Source organism: Verrucomicrobium sp. GAS474, assembly GCF_900105685.1.
In the GTDB taxonomy this organism is placed as follows: domain Bacteria; phylum Verrucomicrobiota; class Verrucomicrobiia; order Methylacidiphilales; family GAS474; genus GAS474.
Window position 1 is genome coordinate 1,696,173 of record NZ_LT629781.1, and the last position, 25,318, is coordinate 1,721,490.

At 66.9% G+C, this 25,318-nt stretch carries 22 protein-coding genes and 1 tRNA gene; 13 read left to right on the forward strand and 10 right to left on the reverse strand.

Features of this window, described 5'->3' with window-relative positions; translation table 11 throughout:
- Positions 1-21: 21 nt before the first annotated feature.
- Positions 22-1,257: an efflux RND transporter periplasmic adaptor subunit gene (locus tag BLU04_RS07025; RefSeq protein ID WP_093283956.1), complete on the reverse strand. Its 1,236-nt coding sequence runs from the start codon at positions 1,255-1,257 to the stop codon at positions 22-24.
- Positions 1,258-1,382: 125 nt separating this feature from the next.
- On the reverse strand, positions 1,383-1,988 hold the full coding sequence (locus BLU04_RS07030; RefSeq protein WP_093283958.1) for a TetR/AcrR family transcriptional regulator: 606 nt from the start codon (positions 1,986-1,988) through the stop codon (positions 1,383-1,385).
- 162 nt (positions 1,989-2,150) lie between these two features.
- Between BLU04_RS07030 and BLU04_RS07035 the strand changes: the two genes are divergently transcribed.
- The 4 genes from BLU04_RS07035 to BLU04_RS07050 all read left to right on the forward strand — a co-directional run bounded on the left by BLU04_RS07035 (position 2,151) and on the right by BLU04_RS07050 (position 8,371).
- Complete coding sequence (locus tag BLU04_RS07035) at positions 2,151-3,521, forward strand: type IV pilus twitching motility protein PilT (protein WP_231964908.1); 1,371 nt, start codon at positions 2,151-2,153, stop codon at positions 3,519-3,521.
- A 47-nt stretch (positions 3,522-3,568) separates the two neighbouring features.
- Positions 3,569-4,639, forward strand: coding sequence for a type IV pilus twitching motility protein PilT (locus BLU04_RS07040; RefSeq protein WP_093283961.1), 1,071 nt, complete (start codon positions 3,569-3,571; stop codon positions 4,637-4,639).
- Between the two features lie 4 nt (positions 4,640-4,643).
- A complete protein-coding gene (gene trpD, locus BLU04_RS07045) occupies positions 4,644-5,744 on the forward strand; it encodes an anthranilate phosphoribosyltransferase (RefSeq protein WP_093283963.1) in 1,101 nt (366 codons plus the stop codon).
- A gap of 128 nt (positions 5,745-5,872) precedes the next feature.
- Positions 5,873-8,371, forward strand: a complete 2,499-nt coding sequence (locus BLU04_RS07050) for an ATP-binding protein (RefSeq protein WP_093283966.1) — start codon at positions 5,873-5,875, stop codon at positions 8,369-8,371.
- 18 nt (positions 8,372-8,389) lie between these two features.
- Here BLU04_RS07050 and BLU04_RS07055 read toward each other — a convergent pair whose 3' ends face one another.
- The 5 genes from BLU04_RS07055 to BLU04_RS07075 form a co-directional block, all read right to left on the reverse strand.
- The gene (locus BLU04_RS07055; protein ID WP_157895181.1) at positions 8,390-8,866 is read right to left on the reverse strand and encodes a cyclic nucleotide-binding domain-containing protein; all 477 of its coding nucleotides are present in this window, start codon (positions 8,864-8,866) and stop codon (positions 8,390-8,392) included.
- 208 nt (positions 8,867-9,074) lie between these two features.
- Positions 9,075-9,287, reverse strand: coding sequence for a hypothetical protein (locus BLU04_RS07060; protein WP_093283971.1), 213 nt, complete (start codon positions 9,285-9,287; stop codon positions 9,075-9,077).
- Positions 9,288-9,329: 42 nt separating this feature from the next.
- A complete protein-coding gene (rpmB, locus tag BLU04_RS07065; RefSeq protein ID WP_093283973.1) occupies positions 9,330-9,593 on the reverse strand; it encodes a 50S ribosomal protein L28 in 264 nt (87 codons plus the stop codon).
- A gap of 26 nt (positions 9,594-9,619) precedes the next feature.
- The gene (rpsR, locus tag BLU04_RS07070; RefSeq protein ID WP_093283976.1) at positions 9,620-9,865 is read right to left on the reverse strand and encodes a 30S ribosomal protein S18; all 246 of its coding nucleotides are present in this window, start codon (positions 9,863-9,865) and stop codon (positions 9,620-9,622) included.
- Between the two features lie 24 nt (positions 9,866-9,889).
- Positions 9,890-10,849, reverse strand: coding sequence for a TraR/DksA C4-type zinc finger protein (locus BLU04_RS07075; protein WP_197673055.1), 960 nt, complete (start codon positions 10,847-10,849; stop codon positions 9,890-9,892).
- 113 nt (positions 10,850-10,962) lie between these two features.
- Between BLU04_RS07075 and BLU04_RS07080 the strand changes: the two genes are divergently transcribed.
- From BLU04_RS07080 to BLU04_RS07090, 3 genes are all read left to right on the forward strand, one after another.
- Complete coding sequence (locus tag BLU04_RS07080; RefSeq protein ID WP_093283978.1) at positions 10,963-11,841, forward strand: undecaprenyl-diphosphate phosphatase; 879 nt, start codon at positions 10,963-10,965, stop codon at positions 11,839-11,841.
- A gap of 115 nt (positions 11,842-11,956) precedes the next feature.
- A complete protein-coding gene (locus BLU04_RS07085; protein ID WP_093283981.1) occupies positions 11,957-12,487 on the forward strand; it encodes a chemotaxis protein CheW in 531 nt (176 codons plus the stop codon).
- Between the two features lie 101 nt (positions 12,488-12,588).
- Positions 12,589-12,661 (forward strand) — tRNA-Lys (locus BLU04_RS07090).
- A 31-nt stretch (positions 12,662-12,692) separates the two neighbouring features.
- On the opposite strand, the gene BLU04_RS07095 is transcribed toward BLU04_RS07090, so the two are convergent.
- Together BLU04_RS07095 and crtI are read right to left on the reverse strand one after the other, a co-directional pair.
- On the reverse strand, positions 12,693-13,433 hold the full coding sequence (locus BLU04_RS07095) for a carotenoid biosynthesis protein (RefSeq protein ID WP_093283983.1): 741 nt from the start codon (positions 13,431-13,433) through the stop codon (positions 12,693-12,695).
- A gap of 13 nt (positions 13,434-13,446) precedes the next feature.
- Positions 13,447-14,928: a phytoene desaturase family protein gene (crtI, locus tag BLU04_RS16365; RefSeq protein ID WP_157895182.1), complete on the reverse strand. Its 1,482-nt coding sequence runs from the start codon at positions 14,926-14,928 to the stop codon at positions 13,447-13,449.
- A 27-nt stretch (positions 14,929-14,955) separates the two neighbouring features.
- Here crtI and BLU04_RS16370 point away from each other — a divergent pair, with 27 nt between their 5' ends.
- From BLU04_RS16370 to BLU04_RS07120, 5 genes are all read left to right on the forward strand, one after another.
- A complete protein-coding gene (locus BLU04_RS16370) occupies positions 14,956-16,026 on the forward strand; it encodes a hypothetical protein (RefSeq protein WP_157895183.1) in 1,071 nt (356 codons plus the stop codon).
- Positions 16,027-16,434: 408 nt separating this feature from the next.
- Positions 16,435-17,730 (forward strand): FIST N-terminal domain-containing protein, encoded by a 1,296-nt coding sequence (locus BLU04_RS07105; RefSeq protein WP_162274652.1) that lies wholly within the window; start codon positions 16,435-16,437, stop codon positions 17,728-17,730.
- A gap of 41 nt (positions 17,731-17,771) precedes the next feature.
- On the forward strand, positions 17,772-19,154 hold the full coding sequence (gene miaB / locus BLU04_RS07110) for a tRNA (N6-isopentenyl adenosine(37)-C2)-methylthiotransferase MiaB (protein ID WP_093283991.1): 1,383 nt from the start codon (positions 17,772-17,774) through the stop codon (positions 19,152-19,154).
- A complete protein-coding gene (locus BLU04_RS07115; protein ID WP_093283993.1) occupies positions 19,151-19,702 on the forward strand; it encodes a hypothetical protein in 552 nt (183 codons plus the stop codon). The genes miaB and BLU04_RS07115 overlap by 4 nt, the downstream gene beginning before the upstream one ends.
- Before the next feature lie 270 nt (positions 19,703-19,972).
- Complete coding sequence (locus BLU04_RS07120) at positions 19,973-20,914, forward strand: hypothetical protein (protein ID WP_093283996.1); 942 nt, start codon at positions 19,973-19,975, stop codon at positions 20,912-20,914.
- Between the two features lie 79 nt (positions 20,915-20,993).
- On the opposite strand, the gene BLU04_RS07125 is transcribed toward BLU04_RS07120, so the two are convergent.
- Positions 20,994-23,834, reverse strand: a complete 2,841-nt coding sequence (locus BLU04_RS07125; protein WP_197673057.1) for a phosphoenolpyruvate carboxylase — start codon at positions 23,832-23,834, stop codon at positions 20,994-20,996.
- Positions 23,835-24,108: 274 nt separating this feature from the next.
- On the opposite strand from BLU04_RS07125, the gene BLU04_RS07130 reads away from it, so the two are divergent.
- Complete coding sequence (locus tag BLU04_RS07130; RefSeq protein ID WP_093284001.1) at positions 24,109-24,861, forward strand: response regulator; 753 nt, start codon at positions 24,109-24,111, stop codon at positions 24,859-24,861.
- Positions 24,862-25,318 lie beyond the last annotated feature (457 nt).

The following is a 25,318-nucleotide window of genomic DNA, read 5'->3' on the forward strand; positions in this document are numbered from 1 at the left end:
AGGGGAGGAGGCGGCCTGGCCCTAGCCTTGGGGCGCGGCCGGATTGGCGGTGGAGGAGGCCGGCGCCGATCCGGCGGGAGGGGCGGGGGTGAACTCGGTGGCGTGGACGGCCGCCCCGGGGGCGACTTTCTGGATCCCTTCGACGATGACCCGTTCCCGGGCCTGGAGGCCCTGGCCGGTCTGGGGGTCGACGCCGTTCGGGACGAGCCAGGCGTCGCCGACGGTGCGGTCGGGCTTGAGGATGCGGAGGGCGACCTTGTCGTCGGGGCCGACGACGAGGGTGGTGGCCTGGCCCTTGGCGTTGTAGGTCACGGCGCGCTGGGGGACGAGGAGGGAGTTCTGCGCGACCCCTTCCTGGACGCGGGCGTGGACGTACATGCCGGGGAGGAGGAGGCGCTGGGGGTTCGGGAAGAGGGCGCGGAGGGTGAGGGAGCCGGTCCCCTCGTCGACGGTGACCTCGGCGAACTGGAGCTTCCCGGGGAGGGGATAGGCGCTGCCGTCCTCGAGGAGGAGCTTCGTCTCGGCCTGCATCTTGTCCTTGTCGTCGCTCTTGATCGCCCCGGAGGCGAGGGCGTAGCGGAGGCGGAGGAGCTGGGCGGAGGGCTGGACGATGTCGACATAGATCGGGTCGAGCTGCTGGACGATGACGAGGGAGGTGGTCTGGTTCGCGGTGACGAGGGCCCCCTCGGTGACGGCGGAGCGGCCCGTCCGCCCGGCGATGGGGGAGGTGATCTTCGTGTAGCCGAGGTTGATCTGGGCGGTCGCGACGTTGGCCTTCGCGCTGGCGATGTCGGCCTCGGCCTGTTTCTGGGCGGAGACGGCGTCGTCGTATTCCTGCTGGCTGACGGCCCCGGCCTTCACGAGGGGGGCGTTGCGCTGGGCGAGGAAGCGGGCGGAGGTGAGGGTCGCCTCGGCGCGGGCCTGGGCGGCCGCCGCGCTGGCGAGGGCGGCCTCGTAGGGGGCGGGATCGATCTGGTAGAGGGGCTGGCCGACGGTGACCTCGGCCCCTTCCTCGAAGAGGCGCTTCTGGATGACGCCGTTGACCTGCGGGCGGACCTCGGCGATCCGGTAGGGGGAGGTGCGGCCGGGGAGGTCGCTGCTGAGGGGGACGGGAACGGTGGCGAGGGTGACGACGGAGACCTCGGCCGGAGGGGGAGAGGAGGCCTGCGGCGGCGCGTCGTGGCCGCAGCCCGCCAGGAGGAGGGCCGTGGCGAGGCCCAGGCCCAACGAGGAAAGTGAAAGGGGGAGGGGGCGCATGAAATCCTTAAAAATCCTTAATGAGGTGTATGATGTACGGCGTACTACAATTCCGGAAGACGGTTTGAAAGTGAAAAGGTTTCAGTTTCGTTACTTCATCAAATACGTAAAAAGCTGGCAAGGCGTTAAGTCAGGGCCTTTTCGAGGAGGCGGAGCTGGGCGCGGATCCGCTCTTCGATGCCCCGGTCCTCGAGGTCCTGGAAGAGGAGGGGGTGGGTGATCCAGGCGAAGGAGTCGAGAAGGACGCGGGCGGTGTCGAGGGGGTCGGCGGGGCGGAATTCCTTCCTGCGGACCCCTTCCTCGACGATATCGGTGATCAGCTTCAGGAGGAACTCGCGGAAATAGCGGATGCAGGCCCATTTCTCCTGGTGGGCGGCGATGATGAGGCTGAACATGTTCTTGTCGCTCTTAAACCGTTCGACATGAATCTGATGGGTCGTTTTCAGAACGGCCTCCAGGCGGTCGATGGAGCGTGCCTTCTGGCGGGAGGCGTGGAGGATCCGTTCCTTTTTCTCGATGAGCCGCTGGTCGGCGCAGGCCTCGATGATCGATTGCTTCGAGGAAAAGAATTTATAGACGTAGGCCGGGGAGATGCCGATCTCCGAGGCGATGTCGGCGACGGTCATCTTGCCGTAGCCCAGGGTCCGGCAGAGGGCGTCGGCGGTGGTCATGATGCGAAGGCGCATTTCTTCCTTCGTCGAGCGGCGGGGAGGAATGGACTGGGTCGGCATGATCGGGGTGATGAAATTGGCAAATCGTCACCAATCTGTCAATTTCAAAAGGCAAAGGTACAGGCGGTGAAGGAAGGCGGGGACGGTGCCATTGCGAGCAGAATCGACACTTGCGCCCCAGAAGGGCCGATGGCACGATAGCCCTTCCGTTTTTTTGTTAACATGGCCGCCGAATATAACGAATACGTCCTCGATACCGCCGTCACCTACGGCGTCATCACCCCGGAGCAGAAGCAGTCGGTCTCCTCGATGCTGGCCACGATGCCCGGCCTCTCCGCAGTGGAGGTGCTCTACGAGCAGCAGATCATCGACGAGCCCCACCGGAAGTGGTTCTACCAGGAGGTCCTCCACCAGCCCGTCCCCGGCCTCCATTCCCACGCCGGGGCCGATGCGGAACCCTCCCTCAGCCACGATCCGGCCCAGGGCCACGGGGCTACGGCTTCCAATGTAGATTCCGAAGCGGGAAAACAGCTCCTCGCCTTCCTCGCCGAGGCCCAGGCCATCGGCGCCTCCGACATCCACCTCGGCCCCGACTTCGCCCCGACGATGCGGTACCGCGGCGCCCTCGTCCCGCTCCGCGCCGGGGCCCCCGCCCTCACCCCCCGGGAGACCGAGGCGATGGGCCGCGCCTTCCTCACGCCGAAGCAGGCCCACGAGGTCGAGGGGCACGGCTCGGTCGAGTTCTGCTACGAGGCGGCGGGGATCTCCCGGTTTCGCACCAGCGTCGTCCGGCAGCGGCGCGGCTGGGAGCTGATCTTCCGCCTCATCAACTCGAAGGTCCCGACCCTCGATTCCCTCGGCATGCCCGAGGCGCTCCGCAGCCTCACGAAGTTCCACAACGGCCTCATCCTCGTCACCGGCCCCGTCGGCAGCGGCAAGTCGACGACCCTCGCCGCGATGATCGACGAGATCAACCGGACCCGGCACGACCACATCCTCACCCTCGAGGACCCGATCGAGTACGTCTTCGAGCCCCAGGGCTGCCAGGTCTCCCAGCGGGAGGTCCACACGAACACCGATTCCTTCGGCACCGCCCTCCGCGCCGCCCTCCGCGAGGATCCCGACGTCATCATGATCGGGGAAATGCGCGACCTGGAGACGATCCAGCTCGCCATCACCGCGTCGGAGACGGGCCACCTCGTCCTCGGTACCCTCCATACCGGGAGCGCCGCCCGCACCCTCGACCGCCTCCTCGACGTCTTCCCGATCGAGCAGCAGTCCCAGATCCGCACCATGGTCAGCGAGTCGATCCGGGGCATCGTCTGCCAGCAGCTCATCCCGAAGGCCGACGGCACGGGCCGCGTCGCCGCCCTCGAGATCATGCTGAACAATCCCGCCGTCGGGAACCTGATCCGCGAGTCGAAGACCTTCATGCTCCCCGGCGTCATCCAGACCGGGGTGAAGCAGGGGATGCAGCTGATGGACGACGTCCTGCTGAAGCTCCTCGACAAGGGGGACATCACCGCCGAGGAAGCCTACAACCGGGCCGACAACAAGAAGGCCTTCGCCCAGGAGCTGGCCCGCCGCCAGTAGAAGCGAAGCGGGATCGAACCCATTCACCGACGACCGAACCCACTGCGATGAGCCATCCCATCCACGCCTTTTTCGAGGAACTGATCCGCGACGGCGGTTCCGACCTCCACCTCCTCGAGGGCCAGCCGCCGAAGATCCGCCGCCACGGCGAGATCCGGGCGATCCGCGAGGGCGTCCTCGACCACGCGGAGATGACCTCCCTCCTCCAGCCGATCGCGAAGCCCGCCTCGTGGCAGAAGTTCACGAAGCACGGCGACCTCGACTTCGCCTACGAGATGGGCGTCGACGCCCGCTTCCGCTGCAACTACTACAAGCAGCTCCACGGCTACGGCGCGGTCTTCCGCATCATCCCGACGAAGATCAAGACCATCGCCGACCTCGGCGTCCCCGAGATCATCCAGTCCTTCGGCGACCTCAAGAGCGGCCTCGTCCTCGTCACGGGGCCGACCGGCTCGGGCAAGTCGACGACCCTCGCCGCCGTCATCGACTACATCAACTCGACCTACACGAAGCACATCGTGACGATCGAGGAGCCGATCGAGTTCGTCCACCCGAACAAGACGAGCATCATCACCCAGCGCGAGGTCCCCTCGGAGACTCCCTCCTTCTCCACCGGCCTGAAGGCCGCCCTCCGCGAGGACGCCGACGTCATCCTCGTCGGCGAAATGCGCGACCTGGAGACGATCTCCCTCGCCCTCACGGCGGCGGAGACCGGCCTCCTCGTCTTCGGCACGCTCCACACGAACAACGCCCGCAAGACGATCGACCGTATCATCGACGCCTTCCCCTCCGACCAGCAGTCCCAGATCCGGACGATGCTCTCGAACTCCCTCCGCGGCGTCTGCGCCCAGCTCCTCTTCAAGAGGAAGGACGGCAAGGGGCGGCTGGCGCTGAACGAGATCCTGGTGGCGACCCCCGCCGTCGGCGCGATCATCCGCGAGGGCGCGACGGTGAAGCTCACCGACGTCATCAAGACCGGCGGCCTCGACGGCATGCAGCTGATGGACGACGCGATCTTCAACGCCATGAAGGACGGCCTCATCTCCGGCGAGGAGGCCTACATGAAGGGCATCGAGAAGAGCCGCTTCGAGGAATACCGCGACGACAAGGGGGCGTGAGGGGATGAGTGCAGGCTTTTCCCGGGAGCCGCTCCTCTCCGACCTGGCGACGGCCCTCCGCGCCGGGCGCGAACTGACGGGGCCCGAGGTCGCCGCCGCCGCCGAGGCCCTCCTCTCCCCGCCCGTCGAGGGAGGGGACGAGGCGAAGAAGGCCTTCCTCCGCGCCCTCACCGACAAGGGCGAGACCCCCGCCGAGCTCGCCGCCTTCGCCGCCGCCCTCCTTCCCCGCGCCCTCCCGCTCCCCGCGTTCCGGGAGACCGCCGCCCTCCTCGATTGCTGCGGCACCGGCGGGGGCGGGTTGCCCCTCTTCAACGTCTCGACGGCGGCCCTCTTCGTCCTCGCCGCCGCCGGGGTCCCGGTGGTGAAGCATGGGAATCGCGGAGTGACGAAGCCGTCGGGCAGCTCCGACGTCATCGACGCCCTCGGTCTCGGGCGGCTCCTCGAACTCTCCCCGGACGAGGTCGGAACCTCGCTCGAGCGGCTCGGCTTCGCCTACCTCCACGCGCCGCGCTACCACTCGACCTTCGCCGTCCTCGGCGCGGTGCGGAAGGAGCTGGCGCTCGAGGGGCGTCGGACGATCTTCAATCTCCTTGGCCCCCTCCTGAACCCGGCCCGGCCCGGCTGCCGCCTCGTCGGCGTCTTCCGCGAGGAACACGTCCCGCTCTATGCGGAGGCCCTCCGTCTCGCCGGCTGCGCCCGGTACGCCGTCGTCCGCGGCTGCGTCGGCGGGACGCCGATCGGCGAGGCGAGCCCGACGGGGGAGAACCTCATCGGGATGAGCGAGGGCGTCGTCCCCGGCGTCGTCCGCGATTTCTTCCTCCAGTTCGCCTCCGCGCCGACCGCCGAGGCGCTGAAGCCGTTCTTCATCGCCAGCGCGCGGGAGAGCGCCGCCTGGATCGAGGCGCTCCTGACGCCGATCCCGCAGCGGCCCGCCGCCGAGGTCGAGAAAAGCGTCCTCGCCCGCTCGCTGATCGTCGCCAACGCGGGCCTCGCCCTCGTCGTGGCGGGACGGGCGAAGAACGCCGGGGAAGGGCAGGCGATCGCGCGGAAGACGATCGACGACGGCGGGGCGCTGGCGAAGCTGGCGGCGGCGCGGGCGTTCTGAGGCCGCGCGTCCTCTTCGCTCGCCCCCCTGTATATTCCTCGACGGTCTCCTGCTTGGGCTGCTAGTACGGCAACACCGTCTTTGCCACAGCAACAGTCGCAGCGGTAACGATCCAGGCGCGCTTCATCGTGGGTTCTTTTTCCGACACGCTCCGTCTCTTCGGCACCCCTCGGGAGGCTACCCCCACCTCGCGCCTCGCCTTCCTGTTCCGTTTCCGGTTCCTGCCCGCCGTCCTCGTCTACCTCGCCTTCGCCGGTTCGGAACAGTTCCTCTACCAGGCCCCCCTCGCCCCGTGCGGGTGGGCCGCCTACGGCGTCGCGCTCGCCTTCTTCCTGCTCGACGGCTGGGCCGCCCTGCCGGGCCTCTTCGTCGGCGTCGTCCTCGGGCTGTGGAACAACCCCCATCCCATCCCCGTCCCGGTCGATCCGCGCCTGGTGCAGGCCTTCCTCGCCCTCCTCACGCTCGGCCTGCCGGGCCTCTCCGCCGTCGCCCTCCGCCGCCGCCTCGATCCGATCCAATTCTTCCTCACCCGCATCGGCGATCTCGTTCCGATCCTCCTCCACAGCTTCCTCGTCGCCGGGGCCGGTTCCTTCCTCTGGCTCCTCTTCCTTCTCGGCTGCGGCTGGCACATGCCCCCGGCCGACCTCGATACCGTCCGTCTCTTCGTCCTCTGGTTCAGCCAGCAGTCGGTCGGGGTCATCCTGCTCACCCCCGTCCTCCTCCGCCATTTCTCCCATCCCTCGCCCCTCGGCGGCCTCCTCCGCCATGCCCGCCGCCGCCCCTTCCTCCTCCTCGAGGAAATCGCCATCTACGCGGGGGTCCCGATGGTCTCCCTCGTCACCCTCTTCAATCCGTGGGGGAGCCATCTTCTCGCCTCCTTCTACACCTTCACCCTCTTCGCCTTCCTCGTCTGGGGCGCGGTCCGCTTCGGTTTCCGGGGGGCCTCGTTCTTCTGCCTCATCCGGGCTGTCTTCACCCTCGTCGCCGCGCGCGAGGGCCACTTCCTCTTCAACGGCCAGATCCTCGACCAGGGGATCTCGACCACCGCCTACGTCTCGATCATCACGGCGATCTCCCTCTGCATCGGGATGATCTTCGAGGAGCGGCGGAACCTCATCGTCCGCCTCACCGAGAGCGAGGCCCGGCTCCAGTCCCTCCTCCGCCATTCCCCGCTCCCGATCACGATCAAGGACCTCCAGGGCCGCTACCTCCTCGTCAATCCGGCGGCGGAGCTTTCCTTCGGCCACCGCGTGAAGAGCCTCATCGGACGGACCGACCGGGAGATCTTCCACTCCGGCGAGCCCCGGCCCGAGGCCGCCGAGGGCGACGTGGCGGGGATCGACGCCCTCGTCCTCTCGACGCGGCGGCCCCTCACGGTCGCCGAGACCTTCACGACCCGGACCGGCATCCTCCACTATTCGACGACGAAGTTCCCCCTCCTCGACCCCCACGGCGTCCCCCATGCGGTCTGCAGCATGTCGATCGACGTCACCGAGCAGCAGCGGGCCGAGCGCGAGCGCGACCGGTTCTTCACCCTCGTCCCCGACCTCTTCTGCGTCCTCCGCTTCGACGGGCGGATCGTCCGGGCGAATCCCTCGTTCCTCCGCTACAACAACCTCACGGGCGAGGAGGCGACGCGCTCCTCGATCCACGACCTCGCCGACCCTTCCGACCTTCCCCTCAGCCGAAGCCACTTCCATCCGGCCGCCGACAGCCGCATCGCCGAGATCCGGTGGCGGCAGCTTCCCGGCGTGCCCGGGGGGGGCGAGATCGAGCGCGTCCTCTCGTGGACCGTCGTCGCCGACCTCCACTCGGAACTCCTCTTCGCCAGCGGCCGCGACGTCAGCGAGCGGAAGCGCGACGAGCGGACCCTCCTCGAGGCGATCGAGACCGCCGACCGGATGGCGCGCGAGGCCGAGACGGCGAACCGCTCGAAGACGTCGTTCCTCGCCGTCATGACCCACGAGCTGCGGACGCCGCTCAACGGCATCCTGGGCGCGGCGAACCTCCTGGAGACGACCGAGATCGACGCGGAGCAGACCGATTACGTCCGGATCATGACGAACTGCGGGGAGTCCCTCCAGCGCCTCGTGACCGACATCCTCGACTTCGCCAAGAGCCAGGCGGGCCGCATCTCGATGGCCGAGGAACCGTTCGACGTCCGGGCCTCCCTCGAGGAGGTCGTCTCGACCCTCTCCCCGACGGCGGCGAAGAAGAACATCGCGCTCTTCCTCGTCTGCCCCGCGCTGCCGTCGCCCCTGCTCGGGGACGCTCTCCGCCTGCGGCAGGTGCTGCTGAACCTCGCGGGGAACGGGCTGAAGTTCTCCGACCGGGGCCGCGTGATCATCCGCGCCATGGTCGAGAACGAGGAGGCCGACCGGGTCCGTCTCCGCTTCGAGGTGGAGGACTCCGGCCCCGGCATCGCGAAGGAGGCCTTCCCGCTGCTCTTCAAGCCGTTCTCCCAGGCCGACGATTCGCCGACCCGCTCCCACGGCGGCGCGGGGCTCGGCCTGGCGATCTCGAAGAACCTCGTCGAGCTGATGGAGGGGGAGATCGGGGTGAGGAGCGAGCCCGGAAAGGGATCGCTCTTCTCCTTCACCGCGCGGTTCCGGAAGGACCTGGAGTAGGGGAGGGAAGCTCCCCCCTCAGCGTTGGTACTTCGCCAGCTTCAGCCGGAGCTCGAAGTTCTCCTCGCGGACGGCGGCCAGCTCGTTGCTGGTGGCGCGGAGGCGGTTGGCGACGATCTCGGCGAAGAGCTTGTAGACCACGGCGTAGATCGTGTCCCGGTCATGGGGGAGGAGGGTGTCGAGGAAGGCGGCGTCGATGGCGAGGCACGAGGTCAGCGTCATGGCGACGACGCTGGCGGAGCGGGGCTCGTAGTTGATGATGGCGAGCTCGCCGAAGATGTCGCCGGTGGTGTGGAGGCGGCTGATGGAGGCGCCGTTTTTCCGCACCTCGACTTCACCGGTGAGGAGGATGTAGACGAAGCTGTCGTAGACCCCCTCGGGGATGACGACCTCGCCCCGCTCGAACTGGCGGAGGCGGCTCATCTTGAAGATTTCGACGATATGGCGGTCTTCCAGATGGCTGAAGAAGGAGACCTGCCGGAGGGTGGCGACCATGGTCGCTTCCTGATCGGGTTGAAAGGGGGCGTCCTTCATCTGGGTAACTGAGGACTAAATCTTTCCCAAAGCCTTGCAAGCCAATTCCCTCGGGAGAGGGGGGACTAAGTAAAATTAGGAAACATCGGGCTATAAACGAAAAACAAAAACCCCGTTCCGGCGAACCGGAACGGGGCTTTGAAAGAGGCTCGGAAGCGAAAGCCGAAGCTTAGGCGGCCTTCGCCTTCTTCTTGAGGATCGGGAGGCCGGTGCGCTCGTTCTCGCTCACCATGTAGCCTTCGGGGAGGGCGTCGATGGCGCCTTCCTTGGCTTCGGAACCGAAGTAATAGAGCTTCACCTTGGTGCCGCCGCGGAGGGTCTGCTCGCGGGCGTGGAGGAAGAAGGTCTTGCCGCTTTTCTTGCTTTTGACGCTGTAGGACATGATAGGGATTCCTTGTTTGGTGGAGTTGGATTATCGAACCGCTTAGATCAGGCCGGCCGCCTTGAGGGTCTGGTAGGGGCCGTTCTTCGTGAGGGTCTTCAGGGCGCGGGCCGAGAGCTTCACGGAGACGTAGCGGTTGATTTCGGGGACGAAGACACGCTTTTCGCGGAGGTTCGGCGTGAAGATGCGGGGGGTATTCGCGGTGACGTGGGTACCGATACCGCCCTTTTTCTTCGCCTTACCGCTGCGGAGGATGTGGTGACCCTTGGTGGGGCCCACTCCGGTGATGGAGCAACGACGGGACATAATATTTTCCTGTGGTGGGGTTGGATTTACCGTGCCAGGAGAACGTTCCGGGCGCGCTTGATCTCGCCGGTCAGTTTCCGGTGGAGCTTCGCGGGCATGCCGGTGACGCGGCGCGGGAGGATGCGGCCGTTCTCGGTGACGAATTTCTTCAGGGTCTCGGTGTTGGTGAAGCCGATGGCTTCCTTGTTCACGTCGATCCGCTTCTTGTGGACTTTCTTCGGGGGACGACGGCGGCGTTTACCGTCTTTACCGGTATCTTTGGTCTGGCTCATGTGGAGTCTCTGTTCTCTGGATGTTTAATCTTTTTCCTTGCGGCGGTCGTCCTCTTCGGAGGCGTCGTCCTCTTCATCGGCCAGCGTTTCGGCTGAGTCCATGAACTGAGGGATGGTGTCCCAACGGCGACGGCCCTTGTTCTCGCGCTCCAGCTGCGCCTGGCACTCGACGGTGAACCGGGCGTGGGGGATCGCCTCGAGGCGGACCTTGGGGATGACCTTGTTCGACATCTCGCAGATGCCGTAGTTGGTCCCCTCGATCCGCTTCAGGGCCTCCTCAATTTCGTAGAGGGCGTCCTGCTCCTGGGAAAGGAGGCTGAGCGCGAAATCTTTGTCGTAGGCGTCGGAGCCCGCGTCGGCCTGGTGCATGCCGAAGGCGGAGGCCTCGCTCCCCTCGGCGCGGACGCGGAGGGTGTCCTGGGCCACGCCCTGCATCTGGTTCAGCAGGTGGTCGCGGAGGTCGACGAGGCGCTGCTTCTGCAGGACGAGGAACTCGGCCGTGAGGTGCTTCCGGGAGGTTTCCTCGGGGAGCTTCGCGGGGGCGGGCCGGAGGGAATTGTTGCTGCTGGGCGCAGGGGGGAACTTCGGGGCGGGGGCGGTGCGGGCCGCCGGGGCCGGAGCGGGAACGCTCTTGGCGGGCTTGGCGGCAGGCTTGGCCGGGGCCTTCGCCTTTTCGGCGGGGGCTTTGGCGGGGGTCTTGGAAATCTTGGTGGGCTTGGGCACGGTCTTCGTAATCTTCTTTGCGGGCTTCGGTGCCTTGGCGGGTGCCTTCGTCGGCTTGGCCGCCTTGGCCGCTCCCTTTTTCACTGAAATCTTGGCGGCAGGCTTGGCCTTGGCCGATTTCCCGGGCTTCGACGCGACCTTGGAGGCTGCTTTGGGCGCGGCTTTCGGGCCCTTGGGGGCCTTGGTGCTCTTCGCTTTGGGAGCGGGGGCAGGCTTGGCGGCCTTCTTGGGCGCCTGCTTTTTCCGGTCGGGTTTAGCCATAGGGGGTTCGTTTCTATGAGGGGGGCTCTCTTTTGCCAAGCAAAAAGTACAGGGACGGAAACCATCGCTCGGCGGCGGTTGCTTTTTCCCGACGCCCCTGATAGGCAAGGGCGATGTATCCGACCTGGCTTCAAATCGCGTTCCTCGGCCTCATCCAGGGAGCGGCGGAACTCCTTCCCGTCTCCAGCTCCGCCCACGTGATCGTGGCCGAGAAGCTGATGGGCCTCGATCCCTCGACCCCGGCGATGACCTTCCTCCTGGTGATGCTCCACACGGGGACGATGGCGGCGGTGATCCTCTATTTCTGGAAGGCCTGGAAGGAGAGCTACTTCTCCAGCGCGGCCCGCTTCAAGGAGGTGGTGATCCTCGTCGTCGTCGCCTCGGTGGCGACGGCGCTGGTCGGCGGCGTCCTGAAGGTGGTGATCGAAAAGATCCTCGTCGCGACCACGGGGGGGGCGAAGAGCGAGCTGGAGCACCTCTTCTCCAGCCTCCCCCTGATCGCCGGGGCGCTGACGGCGGCGGGGATCGTGATCCTTGTCTCCGGCTACCGGACGCGGGGCCAGGGGGAGGAGGCGGGAGGCGAGGTGACCCTCCCCTCGGCCGGATGGATCGGGGCGATGCAGGGGATCTGCCTCCCGTTCCGGGGCTTCTCCCGTTCGGGGGCGACGATCTCGGCCGGCCTCCTCCTCGGGATCACCCGGCGCCGGGCGGAGGAATTCAGCTTCGCCCTCGCGGTGGCGCTGACGCCGCCGGTGCTGGCGAAGGAGCTCCATCGCTTCCTCAAGGCGGAGAGGGAGGCGGGCGCGGGCCTGGCCGACCTCCCGAACCTCCTCCTTCCCGGCCTTGCCGGGATGATCTTCAGCTTCCTGGCCGGTCTCCTGGCCCTGAAGTTCCTCTCCCGCCTGCTGGAGGGGGGGAAGTGGCATTACTTTGGCTGGTACTGCCTTGGCGCGGCGGCGGTGGTGGCGGCGCTGGCGGCCTGCGGCTGGTAGGTTTGGCGGCGGTGGGGGGAGTAAATATTCCTATTGTGGGAATCGCACCGTCTATTGTAGCCTCCCAACAGGCGGGTAACCTTTCACAGAACGTTTCTAACCGAAATTGCAATCCATGAGCGAAGCCCTTCTAGAACATGCCGAGGCGACGGGAAAGTCGTCCAAAATCAACGCCTCCCTGGCCGGGAAGTACCTCACGTTCTGCCTCGGGCAGGAATACTACGGCATCGCCGTCCTGAAGATCCGGGAGATCATCCGTCTCCTCGAGATCACCCCGGTCCCCCAGATGCCCGACTTCATCCGCGGCGTCATCAATCTCCGCGGCAAGATCATCCCGGTGATCGACCTCCGCATGCGCTTCCACCTCGCGAAGGCCGACACGAATGAGCGGACCTGCATCGTCGTCGTCCAGGTCGAGCTCCCGAACGGGGACAAGACCCAGATGGGCATGGTGGTCGACGCCGTCGAGGAAGTGATCAACATCGCCCTCACCGACATGGAAGAGACGCCGAACTTCGGCGCGAAGCTCCAGTCCCACTACATCCTCGGCATGGCGAAGATCAAGGGGAAGGTGAAGACCCTTCTCGACATCGACAAGGTCGTCGGCGCCGACGCCCTGGCCGAAGTCGCCGCCGCGACGGCCTAGGCTTCCTTCCGTTTTGAGAAAGGGCCCCTCGATCCGAGGGGCTCTTTTTTTTGTGGCAGTCGGTCCGAAGTTTCTTATAGAGTCCCTCTTCCCGTAGTCCTGGGCCGTTAGCTCAATGGTTAGAGCAGGTGCCTTTTAAGCACTTGGTTCTCGGTTCGAGTCCGAGACGGCCCACTTTTCCTCCCCCCCCCCCTTCCCGCCGGCCTCAGATGCCGTAGGTCCACCGCGTCACCCCGAAGAAGAGGACGATCGTGCCGAGGATCAGGAAGGGGCGCGGTTCGGAGCGGTCCTGGTGGGCCGGGGTCTTCGCGAAGAGGAGGATGAGGATGAAGCTGATCACCCACCACGCGACGTAATTCCGCCAATGGGGGAGGCCGTCGCCGCCCCAGATCCAGTAGACCTTGATCTTCGAGGCGAGGGGCTCCATGAACCAGTCGAGCGCGGTGACGAGGCCCGCGACGATCGCCGCCTCGATCACGGGGATGAAACCCGCGAGGAAGCTGCGCCAGAGGATCAGCGCGTTCGAGATCAGGACGTACCACGCCAGCGGGATCGTGACGGGGACGAGGCCGAGGAACGGGAGGAAGTCGAGGCGCGGGCCGAGGTTCTCCGTGTAGGCGTAGCGGCCGAAGGGGAAGCCGGTGACGACGCCGATCACCTCGAGGCCGAAGGGGATGACGAGGAGGGCGACGAGCCAGCGCCGCGCGGCCCGGCGGCCCCAGATATTGTTCACGATCCGGCGCGTGTTCTCCGCCGCCAGCAGGAGGAGGAGGGGGTCGCCCCAGGCGATGCAGAAGCCGACGAAGGCCCGGACCCAGCCCGGCAGGAAGAGCCATTGCCCCGGCGTCGCCTCGGTGACGTGGAACGGGGCGGCGGCGAGGCCGACGGCGATCCACGCGAGGTAGAGGAGGAAAAAGAAGCGGTCGGAGGGATGCCAGGGTCTCATGAGGGGGGACGACTCAAAAATCGACCCTCTCCGCTACCATGTTTGCGGAGAGTAACACAAGCGGGATTCCTCCCCCCGGGTGGGTCGTCCCGCCGACGAAGTGGAGCCTCGCGACGCCGCGCCGGGAGATCGGGGGCCGGAGGAAGGCCGTGCGGAGGGAGTGCGAGGCCCATCCGTAGAGCGCGCCGCCGCGCGAGCCGTCCCGCCGGGCGAAGTCGGCGGGGGTGAAAATCTGCCGGGTTCCGGGGATGGCCTCGCGCCACAAATCGGGAAGGGCGAGGCGGGGGAACCGTCCCGGCAGGGCGGCGCAGACCCGCGCGACATAGGCCTCGGTCTCGGCGGGGGAGAGGGCGGAGGCGGCGGGCGCGTTGACGAGGAGGAAGACGTTCTCCCCGCCCGGGGGCGCGTCGGCGGGATCGGTCCGGCAGGTCGAGGCGAGGTAGACCGTCGGCTCCTCCGGGAGCGTCTTCCGGTCGAAGAGCGCGGCGAACTCGGCGGCGTAATCGGAGGAGAAGAAGATCGAGTGGTGGCCGATGTGGGGAAGCCGCCGCGCCAGGCCGAGGGTGACGACGAGGGCCGAGGTGGAGAGGGCGGGCCGGAGGAGCGCCGCCTTCTCCCTTTCGGCGAACGCCGCGCGGAGCCATCCCTGCGACGCCTGGAGGACGTCCTGGTTGCAGATCACCGCGTCGAAGCGGGAGGCCGTCCCCGCGCCGTCCTCCACGAGGTGCTCCCCGCCCTCCTTCCTCCACGACCGGGCCTCGGTGCCGAAGCGGAAGCGGACGCCCCGGGCCTCGGCGAGCCGGTGGACGGCCGCGCCGATCGCCGCCATGCCGCCGCGCACATACCACGCGCCGTAACGGGCCTCGATGTAGGGGATGATCGAGAACGTCGCCGGGGTCCGCGCCGGGTGGGAGCCGTTGTAGGTCGCGAAGCGGGCGAAGAGCTGGCGGACCTTCGGGTCGGCGATGTGGCGGGCGATCTCCTCCTCCAGGGTGCGGCAGTTCATCACCTTCGGCAGATGGCGGAGGTGGGCGAGGTTCCGCCACGTGAAGGCGCGCCAGAACTCGGCGGGCGGGTAGTGGAGGAAGGCCTCGCCCGAGAGGGCGTCGATCCCCTCCGCATGGGCGAGGAAGCGGGCGACGTCGGGACGCGCCCAAAACGGGGCGTCCTCGTCGAGCGTCGTCCCGTCCCCCCAGAAATAGCGGCAGGCCGAAGGGAGCCGCTCCAGCGTCAGCCAATCCTCGCGCTTTTCCCCCGCCGTCGCGAAGAGGGCGTCGAGGACGTGGGGCATCGTCAGGAGCGAGGGGCCGAGGTCCCAGCGGAAGCCCGCCTCACGCCGTTCCTGCAGTTTCCCGCCCGGCGCGGCGTTCTTTTCCCAGACCTCGACGCGGTGGCCCGCGCAGGCGAGGCGGAGCGCCGCCGCCATCCCGCCGAGGCCCGCGCCGACGACCACGACGGCTTTCTTCCCCTGGTTGGAGCGGTTCGGCTTGAACATTGCCTCTCTCGATAGCAAAAACGGGCCATGCTCGGCCATCTCCATCGCACGATCCTCCGCCCGGCCTGGCGTTTGGCCCATCGGGCCGGGGCGCGATTGGTCGACGAGGCGAGCTTCGGCGCGATCAACGCCCTCCACCTCCGGCACGATGGCGGTCCCGGCCTGGCCGCCCGCCTCGGGGAATACATCGCCGGTTGGAGCGGGGCCTCTCATGATGCTTACTACGCGCTTGAGGGGGAGGGAGTGGCCCGCTCCCGGGAGGCGCTTTCGCGCATCACCCTCGGCACAGGGCCTGCCCGCCTTGTCTTTCCAAGTCCGCTTGCGTCGGTCGTCGGTCTCCACGAGGAAAACGATAGCGCCGTCTACGATCTCTTCCCTTGCGCGGCGGGTTGGGTCGGAGCGCCAACCCTTCTCATGGGCCACGGCCTCATGTCGGTCAGCGATAGCGGCTATCGGCGTGAGGCGGCTCGGCTCAACGCCCTCGGCTGGAACGTCGTCTTCTGCCACCTTCCCTACCACTACGCGCGGAAGCCCCGGCGCGGCTGGATCACCTCGGGGGAGCTGGCCGTCACCGCCGATCTGGTCCGCACCGTCGAGGGGGTCCGGCAATCGGTCATCGAGACGCGGCTCCTTGTCGAGTGGCTGGCGGGGAAGGGCGCGCCGTTCTTCGTTGGCTGGGGGATGAGCTACGGCGCGTGGATCATGGCCCTCCTCGGCTGCGTCGAGGAGCGGATGGGCCGCCTGATTTTGGTCGAGCCGATCCTCGACGTCCAAAGCGCCATCTGGGATTCGCCGACCTGCATCGCGATGCGCTGGCACCTGGGCCGCCAGGGCGTGACCCGCGCGGGTACCGCCCCCCACATGCGCCTCTGCTGCCCCTACCACGTCCCCCCCCGGCTCGACCCCCGCCACGTGCTGATGTTGGCGGGAAGCTACGACCGCATCGCCCCGCCCGAGACGATCCGGGCGTTGCATCGGAAGTGGGCGGGATCGCACTATCATGAGTTCCCGCAGGGGCATGTCGGGTATCGCCTTCTGCCGGAGAGCTTCCGTCTGGCCGATGCGCTGTGGGGGGGGGAATTGCCGCCGTTGGTGTAGGGGCGCTGGAGAGAAGGGCGCGTCCTTTGCGCCGCGGAGCGGGGCGGCCCTTCGGGGCTGGCGGGGTCGACCCTGTACAGCTGGAGGCGACCCGCTTTATAGCCCAAGAGGGGCTTCGCCCCTCCTGGAACCTCCTGTTCTGAGGGCCTGAACTAGGCGGACGCACTTTGGCGGCGCCTTGTCTCCGAACTGGATTAAAATCGGATGGTTCCTGGAGCGCCCGAGGGTACGGACGATAGGGAGAGACGGGGCCAATACGCCTAGACTCCTATTGGGAGACGGCTCTATGGGAGAGATGCGCTTGGGAGAAATTATTCCTCTCTGTGTGGCTGGAGTTGAAAACTCCCGCTAACCCGGCAACCCCTCCGATGTTTGACAAGGCTGCCCCCCGTTCGCCAATCTGGGGGGGTGAGTTCTTCCGTCTCTTCGGCCTCCTCCCGCCTCGGCACCGGGCCTTATGACGAAGCCAACGTCCGCCGCCTCGCCCGGGAAGCCCGGGAGGAACTCGGCGGCGAGCCGACCCTCGGCATCGTCTTCGTCACCCCCGATTACATTCCCGACATCGCCGACTTCCTCGAGGTCGTCCGCCTCCATGCCCATATCCCCCTCCTCGTCGGCGGGAGCGGCCACAGCCTCCTCGGCGTCGGCGAGGAGATGGAGGGGGGCTCTGGCTTCAGCCTCCTCCTCCTCCGCCTGCCGCAGACCCCGGTCCACGCCTATCACCTCCCCTCGTCGCTGATGCGCGATCCCGAGATCGGGGAGCAGGACCACGAGGGCGACCTCCGCGCCTGGCAGCGCCTCGTCGGCAAGGACGGGGCCGCCGCGAAGGCGTGGATGGCCCTCATCGATCCCTTCGATTTCCCCGTCGAGCGGTGGCTCGCCCAGTGGGACGAGGCCTTCCCCGGCATCCCCGTCTTCGGCGGCCTCTCCAGCGGGCCGAAGATGCCGGGCGCCAATCCCGGCTCGGGCTCCGATTCGGGCTCAGGCCTTGGCTCGGCCAACGAGGCGTGGGTCTTCCTCGACGGGAAGGTCGTCGACGGCGCGGTGCTCGTCGGCTTCGGCGGCGAGGTCGCGATCCGCACCCTCGTTTCCCAAGGCTGCAAGCCGATCGGGGAGCCCTCGATCATCACCGGGGCCGACCAGAACATCCTCTACACCCTCGGCTCCCAGCCCGCCTACAAGATCCTCGACGGGGCCTTCCAGTCCCTCACCGACGACGAGAAGGAAAAGGCCCGGGGCCACCTCTTCGCGGGCCTCGCGATGAGCGAGTACGTCGACGAATTCAAGCGGGGCGATTTCCTCGTCCGCAGCATCCTCGGGGCCGACCCGAACACCGGGGCCGTCGCCATCGCCGCCCATCCCCGGATCGGGCAGACTCTCCAATACCAGCTGCGCGACGCCGAGGCCGCCTCCGACGACCTCCACGAGGCCCTCGAGCGGACTGTCGATGACCCCGCCGTGAAGCGGAAGCCGCCCGTTGCCGCCCTCGTCTTCACCTGCACCGGGCGCGGGCAGAGCCTCTTCGCCCAGCCAGGGCACGACGCGAAGGCGTTGAACCGGGCCTTCCCCGGCCTCCCCGTCGCCGGGTTCTTCGCCAACGGGGAGATCGGCCCCGTCGGCTCCCACAGCTACATCCACGGATACAGCGCCTCGATCGCCTTCTTCGGGACCCCGCCCGAGGCCGTCGCCCCCGCCGCGATCTGAGCCCGAGTAACGGGGGATACCGCCTCGCCCGCCCTGCCACGATGCCTTCCGTTTTCGTCAAGACCTACGGCTGCCAGATGAACGTCCGGGACTCGGAGCAGGTCGTCCGCGACCTCGCCACCCGGGGATACAGCGTCGCCGCCTCGGAGGAGGAGGCCGACGTCATCCTGCTGAACACCTGCTCCGTCCGCGACATGGCGGAGCAGAAGGCGATCGAGAAGATCGGCCAGTTCCGCCACCTCAAGAAGAAGCGGCCCCACCTCGTCCTCGGCCTCATGGGCTGCATGGCGCAGAGCCGGGGCGCCTCGCTCTTCGACGGCCTCCCCGACCTCGACCTCGTCGTCGGGACGCAGAAGTTCCACGAGGTCGCCGCCCATGTCGACCGGCTGCGCGACGGCGACCCGGCGGCGCGGTCGCCGGTCGTCGACACCGGGGCCGAGGCCGGTTCCCAGAACGCGATCCGCGATCACGTGCTGGAGCCGGGGCAGCGGAGCGCCTTCGTCTCGATCATGCAGGGGTGCAACATGCACTGCACCTTCTGCATCGTCCCCTCGACGCGCGGGCCGGAGCGGAGCCGCCCGATCGCCGAGATCGTCCGCGAGGTCGAGGGCCTCGTCGCGGGCGGCGTCCGGGAGGTGACCCTCCTCGGCCAGATCGTCAATCTCTACGGGCGGCACGAATTTGAAAAAAAGGACGGGCAATCGCCCTTCGTCCAGCTCCTCCGCGCCGTCGCCGCCGTGCCGGGGATCGACCGGGTCCGCTTCACCTCGCCCCATCCCGTCGGCTTCCGCGACGATCTGATCGAGGCGATCCGCGACGTGCCGCAGATCTGCGAGTCGGTCCACATGCCGCTCCAGTCGGGGAGCGACGCGATCCTGAAGGCGATGCACCGCGGCTACACGGCGGAGAAATACCTCGGCCTCGTCGCGAAGCTCCGCGCGGCGATCCCCGACGTCTCGATCTCGACCGACATCATCGTCGGCTTCCCCGGCGAGACCGAGGCCGACTTCGAGGCGACGAAGGCCGTCGCCCTCGCCGCCGGGTTCGACGCCGCCTATGTCTTCCGCTACTCGCCGCGGACGAATACCCCCGCCGCGGCGCTCCCCGACCCGGTCTCCGAGGAGGTGAAGGCGGCGCGGAACCACGACCTCCTCATGGCGATCGACGGCCCGCTGAAGGCGAAGAGCCGCGCCCGCATCGGCACTGTCGTCGAGATCCTCGTCGAGGGGGAGAGCAAGACCAACCCGACCCGCTTCCAGGGCCGGACGAGGGGAAACCACCTCGTCATCGTCGAGCGGAACGAGCGGTGGCGGGGGCAGCTCCTCCCCGTCCGCATCGTCGAGACGACGGGGTACACCTCCTACGCCGAACCGGCATTGCTTGAAAGCGACACGGTTTCAGCCCAGACTGTCGCCTTTTCATGATTTACTCCTTCAGCCTCCAGGCCGTCGCCATCGTCATCGGCCTCGCCTATCTCCTCGGCCACCTGCCCGGCATCGTCCGTCCGGTCGCGACCGCGGAATGGCTGCGGACGGTGCCGCGCAGCGTCCCCCTCGGCTTCCTTCTCTTCGGCGCGGCCTATGTCTGGACGCTCTTCCTCGTGGCGACGATCGACCTCGGGGAGTTCTCCTCCTACCGCAGCGGGATCTTCATCTTCTTCCTCGCCCTCGGCCTCGGCGTCCTGCTCTGGGCGCGGGATTACCTCGCCGTCCGCGGCTTCGCCTGCCTGCTGTGCCTCGCGGCCGACGTCGTCCTCGACGCCGCCTTCCTTCACAACGAACCGGCGAAGCTCCTCTACGTCACCGTCGCCTATGTGTGGGTGGTCGTCGGGGTCGTCCTCTTCTTCTCCCCCTACCGCCTCCGGGATGCGATCGCGTGGGCGACCGCGACGCCGCTGCGGCTGAAGGCGCTCTCCCTCGGCGGCTCGGCCTTCGGCCTGGTCCTCCTGCTCGTCGCGTGGGTCGCGCTTTAGCGCGGGCCGTTCAGGTCATCACCGTACTTTTCGCCGAACGAATTCCCTTCGCTTCGGGTCATTCACGGTCCCGCAGGGACCATGGAAGGGCTTATCGGCGTCGCTGTAAAAACCGCGCATTTCCCTGGTGAACTACCCTCTTTAAGGGGGCTTGGTACAGGAAAAGTGGCTTTTTATAGGTATAAACGCTTAATGCAAGTAAGGGATTTTATCTGCTTATCGTGTTTTTAATTGTAATCACCCTTTCCGAGGGTTATTTCTCCAATCGCTATGAAAACGATTTTGGGAAACTTCACCTTCACCTTCGCCCTTCCGGCGCTCACCCTTTCCGCGCTGTTGCTGGCCGCCCCGGCCCAGGCGCAGACGACCTCGACGCAGCCCCCCGCGAATGACCCCCTCGGCGCGGTGAAGACCTCCCCCGAAGGGATCAACAGCTACCCCGGTTTCACCCCCCCTCCCTTCAAGACCAGCGCCGAGCCCCGGACGATGAAGACCGGCTCCGAAGTCGCCGTCTTCGGCGGCATCGATTTCATGCAGACCGGCGATTTCAAGGAAACCTACACGAGCGGCTCCGCCCGCGCCTCGTGGTGGAACACGACCCGCACCCACATGGGGACCGTCTTCGGCGCGAAGGCCGGTTACACCTGGCCCGGCCTCGGCAAGGGCGCGGGCTTCGGCAGCGAAGGCCCCGCCGAGATCGACGAGGACTCGAAGCTCGTCCTGCTCCCCTCCTTCGAGGCCGAGTTCTTCTACAGCAGCCACACCTACGAGGGCAAAGGCCCCGTCTACGGCACCGGCGGCACGGGCGTCCGGGCGGTCAACGAGACCGACATCCGCGCCAGCATGGAGGAATATGTCCTCACGGTGAATCCCGTCCTCCGCGCGCAGGTCTGGCGCTTCCGGCCCTACGTCGGCGCGGGCGTCGGCGCAGCGCTGGTCCAGCTGAAGAACTCGTCGGTGGCCAGCAGCTATCCCCAGACCGGCTCCTACGTCAACCTGAACAACCGCCCGGCCGACCAGACCTCGATCTGCCCGGTCGCCCAGGTCGAGGTCGGCACCGACTTCTTCATCACGAAGAGCGTCTCGATCTTCGGCGAGTATAAATTCCTCGCGCTGATCAATCCTCAGTTCCAGGGTCTCGGCGGCTTCGACTACCGTGGCGACTACGAGGGCGAGAGCATCGCGACCGCCGGTATCCGCTACCACTTCTAGGTTTCCGCGACGTCAGCAAAAAAGCCGCCGCCCTTTTCGGGCGGCGGCTTTTTGTTTGGCCCGTGCCGGCGTTTCCGGCTCAACCGGTGGTGCGGAGGCCGGAGGCGATGGCGTTGATCGAGAGCAGCAGCGAGGGGCGGAGCGCCTCGGCGGCCTCGGTGTCGCCCTTCGCCCGCAGCGCGCGCCATTCCTCGAGCAGGGTGAGCTGCTGGCGGTGGAGGACGAGGAGGGGATCGTGGCGGACCTGAAGAGTCTTCAGCATGCGGGGACGGCGCTCGGCGAAGGAGCCGCGGAAGATCTCCTCGAAGAGGACCCGCGTCCGGGTGTACTCCTTCAGGATGATCCCGACGAACTTGTCGCGGATCTTCTTGTCGGTCACCAGGGCCGAGTAGCGTTTCATGAGGTCCTCGTCGGCGCTGGCGAGGTTGGTCTCGACGTTGTTGAAGACGTAGGCGAGGAAGGGCCACGACTTCGCGTGGTCGCCGAGGGTGGCGAAGCTTGCCGGGTCTTCCTTCTTCAGCCGCTCCAGCGCGCTGCCGACGCCGTACCAGCCCGGCAGGTAGAAGCGGGACTGGGTCCAGCTGAAGACCCACGGGATCGCGCGGAGGTCGGCGAGGCTTCGCTGGCCGGTCCGCCGCGAGGGGCGGGAGCCGATGCCGCTGACCTCGAGGGCGTCGATCGGCGTCGCCTGCCCGTAGAAGGTCATGAAGTCGGGGAGCTTGAGGAAGGCCTGGTAGTTCAGGCGGCTCCATTCGGAGAGGGAGTCGAGGAGCGCGCCCGGGCGGGTCGGCTTCTTCTTCATCTTGCGCTGGCTGAGGGTGACGCCCGCCGTGCCCGCGACGAGGAGCTCGAGGTTGTACGTCGCGGTGCCCCGGTTGGCGTATTTCTGTGCGATGGTCTCCCCCTGCTCGGTGAGGCGGAGGTCGTTCTCGAGGGTCCCCTCGGGGAGGGCGGTGAGGAAGCGGTGGGTGGGGCCGGCACCGCGGCTGATGGTGCCGCCGCGGCCGTGGAAGAAGCGGATGTGGGCGTTGTTCTTCTTGCCGACCTCGACGAGGGCTTCCTGCGCCCGGTAGAGGTTCCACTGGCTCGAGAGGATGCCGCTGTCCTTGTTGCTGTCGCTGTAGCCGATCATCGCCTGCTGGGTGAGGAGCGGTTCCTTCTCCTTCTTCCCCTTCGTGGGCTTTTCGTCCTTTTCCTTCTCCGTCTTGGTCCCCTTCTGGATCAGGGCATAGGCGGTGCCGTCCTGCTGCGCCCGGAGGCTGCGGCGGGTGACGGGGTGCTGGAGGAAGTCGCCGAGGATCTGGGGGCTCCCCTTGAGGTCCTCGATGGTCTCGAAGAGGGGGACGACGGGGAGGAGGCAGACGAGGCCCTCGTCCGAGGTCCGCGCGAGGCCGACCTCGCGGGCGAGGAGATAGACGATGAGGAGGTCGGAGACGGAGCGGGTCATGCTGACGATGAGCGCGCCGATGCCGTCGGGGCCGTATTGGGCGATGTGCTTCGTGAGGACGGTGTAGCAGGCCAGCACCGCCTCGGCTTCGGGGCCGGTCGGCGCGTCGACGGGGGAGAAGGGCCGGGGGGAGGCGAGTTCCTGGTTCAGGAAGGCGAGGCGGCCCGCCTCGTCGAGCTTCAGGAAGGCGTCGCCGTCGAGGCCCGCCGCGTTCATGAGCTGGCTGAGGGCGAGCTCGTGGAAGCGGCTGTTCTGCCGGATGTCGAGGTAGGCGAGGTGGAAGCCGAAGACTTCGAGGGAACGGAGGACGGGATCGACGTCGGCGGCGGCGAGGGCCCCGGCCTCGATCTCGACGAGCGACTCGCGCAACAGGCGGAGGTCGGCGAGGAGCTGCGAGGCGTGGGTATAGCGGCCCTTCGCCTCGCTGATGCGGAGGGAGTGGTCTTCCGTCGTGTCGAGGGGGAGCTTCGCGATGACGAGGGAGACGAACTGCCGCCACGGCTCGATGGCGTTCTTCTTCAGGATCGCCTCGGAGGTCTCGTCGTCGAGGTCGGAGGCGAGCTTCTCGATCCGCCGCGCGAGGGCGGCCGGGGTCTCCTGGTGGTGGCGGGAGAGGGAGAGGGAGTGGTTCAGCTCCTCGAGCTGGCCCCGGAGGGAGACGAGCGCGCCGAGGCGCATGTCGAGGAGGGTCTCCTGCGTGACCGAGGAGGTGACGAAGGGGTGGCCGTCCCGGTCGCCGCCGACCCAGCTGCCGAAGCGGATCTGGGGGAGGGCGGTCGTCTTCTCGATCAGCTTCGGGTCGAATCCGAAGTGTTCCCACGCCGTGCGGAGGCGGAGGTCGAGCTGGGGGAGGACGTCGGGGAAGACTTCCTTCAGATAGTGCATCATCGAGGCCCGTTCCGTCGCCACGTCGGGCTTCGTGATATAGACCTCGCCGGTCCGCCAGAGGCGTTCGAGGACGACTTCGATCTTCTTCTCGATGTCGGCCTGCTCCGTCGCCGTCCACATCTGGTTCTCGCGCTGGAGGAGGAGGAGGTAGAGCTCGCGATGCTGCTCGAGGACGGTGGTCCGCTTCGCCTCGGTCGGGTGGGCGGTGAGGACGGGCTCGACGCGGACCTCGGGGAGGGTGGCGGCGATCTCCTCGGGCGAGAGCTTGAGCTTCTTCAGCTGGCCGAGCCACTCGCCCCACAGGCCCGATTCGGCGACGAAGCCGTACTTCGTCTCCCGCGCGCGGCGGGCCTGGGCCGAGGCGTTTTCCTCGACGATGTTCAGGAGCTGGAAGCTGATCGAGTAGGCCTGGCCGATGCTGTCGGAGAATTTCCCGATGGGGAGCTTCTTCCCCTGCCAGGGAAGGTTGTCGGCGATCTCGCCATGGCCGAGGCGCCGGAGGACGACGGCCAGGTGGTCGATGAGGAAGTAGAGGTCGCGGTCAATCTTGGAGAGACCGGCAGAGAGGACAGGATTTTTATTCACGCCGGGTTTGTTTGTTATCTTCTTCATCAGGGTTGGAAAGACAAAAGCCATCTTTGTGCCAAAATGGGTCGGCGAGGCCACATTCGGAGAGATTCGTCCCCGCGCGTCGGTCGGCCGGTCTATAGACATTCCTCTAGTCGCTATTTTATCGCGGGGTGGATTGGGGCCTTGTCATCCCGATGGCTTTCCGCTACGTCACTGTGAGGCGGGACGGTTATGGGTTCCCCGGGGTCGATTTTTTTCTGTCGCATACTGGAAAGATATTAGAAACGTCATGTCCTCCGATTCATCGGCAGCCTTGGTGCAATCCCTCTCGGGAAGCGCGACTCCCTATTTCGTGTTGAACCACGACATGGCGATCCTCTTCGCCAATCCCGCCGCCGGGGCGCTCCTCGGCTTCGACGCCGCCGCGCTCACCGGGCAGGCGTTGAACATTCCCTTCGCCGTCGGCGTGCCGAGCGAGCTCGATATCCTCGGCGCGGGTGGCGTCGCCCTGAAAGTCCGCGTCGATGCCGAGCTCGTCTCATGGGACGGGACGCCGGTGACCCAGCTGGCGCTGACCCCCTACGCGCAGCCCGCCCCTCCCGTGCCCGCTCCGGCCCCGGCTCCCGCCCCGCAGGCGGCTCCCCGCCCTTCGGCGGGCGGCCAGGGCAACGGCGAGCGGATCCTCGTCCTGGAAGACGACCTTTCGATCGGCGACATCCAGGGCCGTATGCTCAAGTCCCTCGGCTACAACACCGAGTGGGCGAAGACCGGCGAGGAAGCCATCGAGATGTGCAAGAAGGCCCTCGGCGAGCAGAAGCCTTTTTCGGCCGGCCTCTTCGACTTGACGATCCAGGGCGGCATGGGCGGCCAGGACGCGATGAAGGCGATCCGCCAGATCGCTCCCAATCTCCGTGCCATCGCCTGCAGCGGCTATTCCGATGACGATTTCAACGCGAAGCTGCTCGCCGAAGGCTTCCACGATATTCTCCCGAAGCCGTTTCGTGCGGCGGAGTTGGGGAAGGTGTTGAAGCGGAATTTGTAGGGGGGTGCGGAGCGCCCTTCGGGGCTGGCGGGGTCAACCCTGTACAGCTGGAGGCGACCCGCTTTATAGCCCAAGAGGGGCTTTGCCCCTCCTGGAACCTCCTGTTCTGAGGGCCTTAACTAGGCGGACGCGTTTCCCCCTGCGCCTTATCTCCTCACTGGATTAAAATCGGATGGTTTCGGTACGCCCGAGGGTACGTACTGAAGGGGGAGCAGTACTCATGCGCCCTGACTCCTATTGGGAGAGGGGCGCTTGGGAGAAATTGTCTGTTCTTGTGCTGGCGCAGGGGAAGCGCATGGCCTCTCTCTCCGGCAATCCCTGTACTCTTCGACCGTTTTTCGGTTCTCTATAGCGGAATCGTCTGAAATCGGCTTTTCGGCACAAAATACCGGTCTTGTACAGGAAAAATTTTCCTCAGAAAGATGCCGTACCTTTCTCCTTTTTTGCCTCCCGGAAC

What these genes read in the sequence shown, in the direction of transcription:
- BLU04_RS07030 (WP_093283958.1), bottom strand. Translation starts at nt 1,988, where the DNA reads ATGCCGACCCAGTCCATTCCTCCCCGCCGCTCGACGAAGGAAGAAATG.
- rpsR (WP_093283976.1), bottom strand. Translation starts at nt 9,865, where the DNA reads ATGAGCCAGACCAAAGATACCGGTAAAGACGGTAAACGCCGCCGTCGT.
- crtI (WP_157895182.1), bottom strand. Translation starts at nt 14,928, where the DNA reads ATGTTCAAGCCGAACCGCTCCAACCAGGGGAAGAAAGCCGTCGTGGTC.
- miaB (WP_093283991.1), top strand. Translation starts at nt 17,772, where the DNA reads ATGCCTTCCGTTTTCGTCAAGACCTACGGCTGCCAGATGAACGTCCGG.
- BLU04_RS07035 (WP_231964908.1), top strand. Translation starts at nt 2,151, where the DNA reads ATGGCCGCCGAATATAACGAATACGTCCTCGATACCGCCGTCACCTAC.
- BLU04_RS16370 (WP_157895183.1), top strand. Translation starts at nt 14,956, where the DNA reads ATGCTCGGCCATCTCCATCGCACGATCCTCCGCCCGGCCTGGCGTTTG.
- BLU04_RS07120 (WP_093283996.1), top strand. Translation starts at nt 19,973, where the DNA reads ATGAAAACGATTTTGGGAAACTTCACCTTCACCTTCGCCCTTCCGGCG.
- BLU04_RS07115 (WP_093283993.1), top strand. Translation starts at nt 19,151, where the DNA reads ATGATTTACTCCTTCAGCCTCCAGGCCGTCGCCATCGTCATCGGCCTC.
- BLU04_RS07040 (WP_093283961.1), top strand. Translation starts at nt 3,569, where the DNA reads ATGAGCCATCCCATCCACGCCTTTTTCGAGGAACTGATCCGCGACGGC.
- BLU04_RS07075 (WP_197673055.1), bottom strand. Translation starts at nt 10,849, where the DNA reads ATGGCTAAACCCGACCGGAAAAAGCAGGCGCCCAAGAAGGCCGCCAAG.
- BLU04_RS07055 (WP_157895181.1), bottom strand. Translation starts at nt 8,866, where the DNA reads ATGGTCGCCACCCTCCGGCAGGTCTCCTTCTTCAGCCATCTGGAAGAC.
- BLU04_RS07080 (WP_093283978.1), top strand. Translation starts at nt 10,963, where the DNA reads ATGTATCCGACCTGGCTTCAAATCGCGTTCCTCGGCCTCATCCAGGGA.
- BLU04_RS07025 (WP_093283956.1), bottom strand. Translation starts at nt 1,257, where the DNA reads ATGCGCCCCCTCCCCCTTTCACTTTCCTCGTTGGGCCTGGGCCTCGCC.
- trpD (WP_093283963.1), top strand. Translation starts at nt 4,644, where the DNA reads ATGAGTGCAGGCTTTTCCCGGGAGCCGCTCCTCTCCGACCTGGCGACG.
- BLU04_RS07130 (WP_093284001.1), top strand. Translation starts at nt 24,109, where the DNA reads ATGTCCTCCGATTCATCGGCAGCCTTGGTGCAATCCCTCTCGGGAAGC.
- rpmB (WP_093283973.1), bottom strand. Translation starts at nt 9,593, where the DNA reads ATGTCCCGTCGTTGCTCCATCACCGGAGTGGGCCCCACCAAGGGTCAC.
- BLU04_RS07060 (WP_093283971.1), bottom strand. Translation starts at nt 9,287, where the DNA reads ATGTCCTACAGCGTCAAAAGCAAGAAAAGCGGCAAGACCTTCTTCCTC.
- BLU04_RS07085 (WP_093283981.1), top strand. Translation starts at nt 11,957, where the DNA reads ATGAGCGAAGCCCTTCTAGAACATGCCGAGGCGACGGGAAAGTCGTCC.
- BLU04_RS07095 (WP_093283983.1), bottom strand. Translation starts at nt 13,433, where the DNA reads ATGAGACCCTGGCATCCCTCCGACCGCTTCTTTTTCCTCCTCTACCTC.